This is a genomic window from Stenotrophomonas sp. SMYL11 (assembly GCF_036320005.1).
In the GTDB taxonomy this organism is placed as follows: Bacteria; Pseudomonadota; Gammaproteobacteria; order Xanthomonadales; family Xanthomonadaceae; genus Stenotrophomonas; species Stenotrophomonas maltophilia_A.
This window is the reverse complement of record NZ_JAWIRS010000012.1, coordinates 39,901-45,970: the sequence shown is the minus strand read 5'-3', so window position 1 is coordinate 45,970 and position 6,070 is coordinate 39,901. Positions and strand designations below refer to the sequence as shown.

General features: G+C 63.9%; 6 protein-coding genes and 1 pseudogene. 1 reads left to right on the top strand and 6 read right to left on the bottom strand.

The annotated features are described in order from the left end of the window. Positions 1 to 104 precede the first annotated feature (104 nt). From V3B46_RS16110 to V3B46_RS16095, 4 genes are all read right to left on the bottom strand, one after another. Positions 105 to 245, bottom strand: coding sequence for a hypothetical protein (locus V3B46_RS16110; protein ID WP_329892326.1), 141 nt, complete (start codon positions 243 to 245; stop codon positions 105 to 107). A 141-nt stretch (positions 246 to 386) separates the two neighbouring features. Continuing rightward, the gene (locus tag V3B46_RS16105) at positions 387 to 1,601 is read right to left on the bottom strand and encodes a lysophospholipid acyltransferase family protein (protein ID WP_329892325.1); all 1,215 of its coding nucleotides are present in this window, start codon (positions 1,599 to 1,601) and stop codon (positions 387 to 389) included. A gap of 22 nt (positions 1,602 to 1,623) precedes the next feature. Further along, positions 1,624 to 3,123, bottom strand: coding sequence for a radical SAM/SPASM domain-containing protein (locus V3B46_RS16100; protein ID WP_329892324.1), 1,500 nt, complete (start codon positions 3,121 to 3,123; stop codon positions 1,624 to 1,626). Positions 3,124 to 3,610: 487 nt separating this feature from the next. Next, a complete protein-coding gene (locus V3B46_RS16095) occupies positions 3,611 to 3,733 on the bottom strand; it encodes a hypothetical protein (protein WP_329892323.1) in 123 nt (40 codons plus the stop codon). A 136-nt stretch (positions 3,734 to 3,869) separates the two neighbouring features. Here V3B46_RS16095 and V3B46_RS16090 point away from each other — a divergent pair. Then, a pseudogene (locus tag V3B46_RS16090) lies at positions 3,870 to 4,266 on the top strand (YybH family protein). Positions 4,267 to 4,459: 193 nt separating this feature from the next. Here the strand turns inward: V3B46_RS16090 and V3B46_RS16085 are convergent. Further along, positions 4,460 to 5,485: an NAD(P)H-dependent glycerol-3-phosphate dehydrogenase gene (locus V3B46_RS16085; RefSeq protein ID WP_005407597.1), complete on the bottom strand. Its 1,026-nt coding sequence runs from the start codon at positions 5,483 to 5,485 to the stop codon at positions 4,460 to 4,462. Between the two features lie 20 nt (positions 5,486 to 5,505). Further along, positions 5,506 to 6,024, bottom strand: a complete 519-nt coding sequence (secB, locus tag V3B46_RS16080) for a protein-export chaperone SecB (RefSeq protein ID WP_004153553.1) — start codon at positions 6,022 to 6,024, stop codon at positions 5,506 to 5,508. Positions 6,025 to 6,070: the final 46 nt, after the last annotated feature.

The following is a 6,070-nucleotide window of genomic DNA, read 5'->3' as shown; positions in this document are numbered from 1 at the left end:
CCCCCCGCCCGCCCCCCCCCCCCCCCCCCCCCCCGCCCCCCCCCCCCCCCCCCCGGCGCGGGGGGGGGGGGCCCCCCCCCCCCCCCCCCCCCCCACGACAGCGCTTAGCCTGCCGACAGTTCCGGCTGGGTGGTGTCACAACGTCCATTGCAGCGGCCCGCCAGCTCCAGACGGTCTTCCAGCTCGATGATCTCGAATTCGTCAACCAGCAGGACTTCAGTCTGGGAAGTGGTTTCATTGTTCATGATGCAGGATTCCTCAAGTTCCATTCAAAGGATGGCGGGACGGAGCCGCCCCACCGCTGGTGGCACACTCACCTCGATCCTCCCTCGCCTCTGCGTGCCCTGAGGCAGGGACTTCGCTGCCGTTGCAGGCAGCAAACCCGTTCAACGTCGCGCGCTCAGCATCAGCAGGTCGCGTCCAACCATGGCCCGCAGCCATGCGGCGCCTCCGGGCGCACCTTCCTGCGGAATGCTGTCCCCCCGGACTGCCTGCGACATGTCTTCTTCAAAAAAATCTGCAGCATTGGCCGGAACCTTGTAGCCCCGCATACTGAGCGCATCGAGCAGCATCACATCACCCGAGGCTGCCAATGCGGTTGCACGTCTGGGATTGACAGCCACGCGTGCGTGACCTTCAAGCACCTGGCGCACGATGTTCTCTGCCGCCGCCGCATCCATCTCACCGTGTGCTTCGGGGACACGCCACTGGTGAAAGAGGTCCCCACCACACCACTCTCCGGCGTATTCACTCAGATCGTCGGCCAACAACCCGTACAGCGACTGCGCGGCACCAGCCACGAACGCTGTCGCTTCGCTTCCGGACAGACGAGCGCCTGGATCAAGCACCGTGCCGAATCGACAGACGCGGCTGTCCCCTTCGGAATGTGCGATGACGGGAAGGATCGGCGTGCCAAACTTCGCTGCCATGGTCAGCAGGCCATCTTTCACCATGACGTTGCGGCCATGCATGCTCACCTGCGTTCGACGCTCAGTGCCCCGCGGGCCGTCCATGCCTGTATTGCCATCCAGAGTGGAGTACACCAGTCCCTTCCGCCCCAAAGCTCGTGCAAGTGCCAGGGCGCCGCCAGGTACTTCGACATTGAGGTAATGGAAGTACTGCCACATTGCCGCCCCCGGCGTCGCGGCCTGGGCAGCTTGATAATCGCGCCAGGCGTCGGTAGCCAGCGGCAAATGCATGTGCAGCCCGGCGTTGGCAAGGTCCGAGGCAATATGCCGCATATGCCCTTGGTGAAACGAGGCAACCAGCAGACCACGTCCGAGTGCAAGCAGTGACTGGACGCGTTCGACCAAGCCACCGAGCAGGTGCGGCGGCGACGGCAACGTGCCCTGCCCAGGCAGATGGTGCTGGTAGTACTCCCATCCAAGCCACAGCTTGGAGCGCACCGCGGACCGTGCCGTGGCTTCGACGCGCTGCGGCGACCAAAGCGAGCCAAACAGCGATATCAGGTTCATCCGGTAGGCATTCAGGCCATAGGATGCAAGGTCGGCATCGGTCATCGCGTGGATGGCCGCGTGCATCGTCGAGTGCGTCGCGCCCTTGGCAAGCAGTTCTTCGTAGTGCGACCGTGCATCGCTCATACTGCGCTCCTTCGCTATGGTGTCAGTTAGCCGCATCAACGAGCTCGTGCTCGGGTGTGGCACCGGCAGAGGTGGGAAGAGGCAGCAGCAGCGGATCTGCTGCGCTGCGCTGCTGCGCCTGCTTGGCCTCGAAGAAGTCCACCATCTCTTGCTTGGCTGTCCTGCGAATGCCTGGACAGGGGCGACGGCCGGTATCAAAGCGGATCTGGGGACAATGAATGCCCTGGCATGCCGGCAGCATGTGGCAACTCTGGCAGCCGGTGTCGCGTTCGAAAGCCGGCTCGGTCCACAGTGCGAACTTGTCCTGATCCAGTTGCAGCGTGCCGTCGCGTGACAGCGTCCCGACGATGTTGCGATCGCGCTTGTCGAGGTCGATGGTGCACTTCATCAGGTCACCGTGGGCACCCACGATGAAGTTGTAGGGCCTGGCGGCATAGCAGACCTGCGATCCCACGCCGGCTCCGGGCATCCAGCCGCTGGTCACCCTCAGTCCAAGCGTGCGTGCGGCCGCTTTCAACTTCATGCGGTAATGTTGCGCCTCATCGCGCCCGCAAACGGCCAGATCCGCGTCGTTGTCACCGCCCCACCGCCCGACCGAATGGAACGAAAGGGTGAAGCGGCTGTCGCCGGCGAAGGCTGCACGCAGTTTCTCAAGCATGGGCTCAAGTTTTGGAGCATTTTCGCTGGTGAAATTGACCCGGATGACGACGCTGTAGTCTTCCGGGCGCCGTGACAGGCTGACCAGATTTTCGTAGATGGTATCGAAAGTCCCGCTTCCATCGCGGGCCGGTCGCATCTTGTCGTGGTCTTCGGCCAGACCGTCCAGCGTGATCTGGAAGTCGGTGATCTCCGCTGCCAGCAGCCGCTGCGCCACGTCATCTGTCAACAAGAATCCGTTGGTCGTCATGTGGCTGAAGTATGAAATCCCGTGCTCCTGCGCGATTGCGGCGAAGAAAGGCGCGAGCTCGTCGATAGCCTCCATGCCATACAGCGGCTCGCCGCCAAACCAGTTGACGGTCAACTCACGCAAGGTCCTGGCACGCGCCATTACTAGATTTCGGATTCCTTCACGCACTTCGGGCAGCATGGTGCCGCGCCGGAAATCCTCATAGCAGTAGGTACACCGGAAGTTGCAGTCCTCCGAGGGCAACAGAATCAGCTCGAGTTTGTCGGTGCGGTGACTTTCTTTGCCGAACGCGTGTTGCACGCGCCGAAGTTCGTCCGCACTCTCAGGGACGAGGTAGCCACGATCACTGAAATAGGCAACCAGCGGCGACGCATCCGAGGCAACACCCCGTCGCGAAATGAGCTCGAGCACGGCGTCACGCTGCGTTGGCTTGAACGCATTCATGTTGCCCGTGTAGGTATTCCAAAGCAGCAGCCAGCCCTCGGCGGTCGTGGCCTGTACATTGAATCTGGACGGGCTCCATCGCGCCACGCATGAGTCAGGCACGTCGCTGACCAGCAGAATGGGAATCGCGTCAAGCGGCGACTTGACAAGTACCTTGGCCGGATTGCTCATGGAAGTCCTTTCTCGTTGCGTCCGACACGCGCACGCAGAAGCGACGCGGACAGGGGCTGCGGTCGACTACCAAACACATTTTATTCACGGCGTTGCTGGCGAAGCGCGCATACGGCGACCCTGCCGGGCAAGCCAGCGGGCGTTATCGCGACCCGAAAGAGAAACCTAGGGAATTACGACGATTGTGCAACAGATACTGCGGGACGTCCCGATCATGTTCAACCGTTCCATGGCTCGTAAAGCTGAGCAGTAGCTGAAGTTATACATATATTTCGAACGTTGTAAACCCCGTTGCCTTGCTTTTTTTGCGGATCACAGGGCAATTCATAGCTTTCCATAGCAGAAATGAGGTACTCGATCACAGCGCTGAACTCCCGAGACGATTGGATACGGATGCATTTCGCGCGCGGGCAGGACGATTCCGACATCACCCGTCAAAGCAACTGCACTGAATGCGTAATACGGCGTCCGATCTCGCTGAGGCTGCTCAGCGGGCGGGCGGGCGAACGCGACGGCTTGATCTCCACGTTGCCAACTCTACCTTCTGCGCGAGCGTCATCATCGCGTCGAGCGCGGCCATCATCGCCATCCCGGTGATTCGCATCTTCATCGCGTGTCCTTGTCTGATCTGCGCTGCATCCGCCGAATCGACGGACGCGTGATTCTAACCAGCGGCGCGCTAGGATGCGTCCGTCGCCTTCTCATCATCGCCAGGGCCTGGACGCATGCGCCGCACACGACTCACCATGATCTTCTGCAGTGCCCTGCTGCTGGCATCGCCGGCCGTGGCCCACGATGCAGAAGGCGCGAAGCCTCTCCCGGATGCAGCCTTGCCCGCGCCGCTGGAGCGCGTGCTGCGCGACTACGAGCAGGCGTGGCGCACGGGTGATGCCAAGGAACTGGCTGCCCTGTTCGCCGAGGATGGTTTCATCCTGCAGAGCAACCGGCCCCCCCGTGCGCGGACGCGATGCGATTGAACGCGCGTATGCCGGCCAGGGCGGCAGCCCGTTGCGGCTGCGTGCGTTGGCCTACTCGGTGGAGGGGAACACGGGCTACATCATTGGTGCCTACCGCTACGGCAACAACATGGGCGATACCGGCAAGTTCACGCTCACGTTGAAGCGCGTGGGTGATGGGCCGTAGTTGATCTTCTCGGACATGGACAACACCAACGCGAGGCCACGGACGCGGTGCGGGTTTTCCGCCGGGCATGGCCCGGCGCTACCGGGCGCCAACCAAGGTTGGCAGCTACCAGAAGCGGGTTCCGGAGTAGATCCACGCCATGCGTGGATGCAGCGCGCAAAAAAAACCCGGCACGTAGCCGGGGTTTTTCGATTCACTTGAACAGCGTATCCGGATACTCCGGTTTCTGTTCCCGCGCCAGCAGCGCGCGCAGGCCTTCCTCAGGCGTCTGCTCGCCGTGCAGCACGGCACGCACGCGGTCGGAGATCGGCAGGTCGATGCCATGACGGCGTGCCTGTCGCATCACTTCGTCGGCGGTCTGCACCGACTCGACCACTTGGCCGATTTCGCGCACGGCATCCTGCAGCGTCTGGCCGCGGCCCAGGGCCAGGCCCAGGCGGCGGTTGCGCGACAGGTCGCCGGTGCAGGTCAGCACCAGATCGCCGAGGCCAGCCAGGCCCATCAGCGTTTCGGGCTTGGCGCCGATCGCCGCGGCCAGGCGCAGCATCTCGTTGAGGCCACGGGTGATCAGGCCGGCACGGGCGTTGAGGCCCAGCTGCATGCCATCGGCCACGCCGGTGGCCACGGCCAGCACGTTCTTCATCGCACCGCCCAGCTCGGCACCGACCATGTCGTCGCCGGTGTAGGCGCGGAACGCCGGGCCGTGCATCGCCTCGGCCACCGTCTGCGCGAACTCGGGCACGTCGCCATGCACGGTGATCGCGGTCGGCAGGCCCTGGGTCACTTCCTTGGCGAACGACGGCCCGGTGACGACGGCCAGCGGCACGTCCTCGCCCAGCACTTCGCGCGCCACTTCATGCAGGAAGCGGCCCGAACCGGGTTCGAAGCCCTTGGTGGCCCAGGCTACGCCGGCACCGGCCGGGCGCAGTGGTGCCAGCGCACGCACGGTTTCACCGAAGGCGTGCGAGGGGGTCACCACCAGGATCCAGGCCGCGCCCTCCACCGCCGACGCCAGGTCGGTGGTGGCACGCAGGCTGTCCGGCAGCGGGATGCCCGGCAGGTAGCGCGGGTTCTCGTGGCGCTGGTCGATGGCTTCGACCACGGCAGCATCGCGCCCCCACAGCACGGTCGGGTGACCGTGCCGTGCGAGCAGGCTGGCCAGCGCGGTTCCCCAGGAACCGGCGCCCAGCACGGCGATCTTGTCAGCGGTAGTGCTCATCCGTGACGTCGCGGCAGGAATCAGGCGTTGCCAGCCGGCTCGGAGTCAGCCAGCGACGGTGCGTCGCCCTGCTCCTGGCGCTGGCGCAGGGTTTCTGCGTACAGGCCTTCGAAGTTGATCGGCTGCAGGAAGAACGGCGGGAAGCCGCCGGCCTGGATCAGGTCGCTGACCAGCTGGCGCACGTACGGGAACAGGATGTTCGGGCACTGGGTGCCGAGCAGCACGTCGATCGACTGCGGGTCCAGGCCGACCAGGCCGAACACGCCGGCCTGCTTCACTTCGGCCACGTAGGCGGTGCGCTCACCGGCCTGGCAGGTCAGGGTCACGGCCAGCACGACTTCGAAGGCGTTCTCACCCAGGCGCTGCACCTGCTGGTTCAGGTTCAGCTGCAGCTCCGGCTGCACCTGGTCATTGAAGATGGTCGGAGCGTTCGGCGACTCGAAGGAGACGTCCTTGACGTAGATCTTCTCGACGGTGAAAGCAGGGCCGGTAGCGGCATCGACCGGCGCAGCGGCGCCGTTGGTGATCTCTTCGGACATTTCCAGTAACTCCAGGTGAATGCAATGAAAACGATGGTCGAACTAC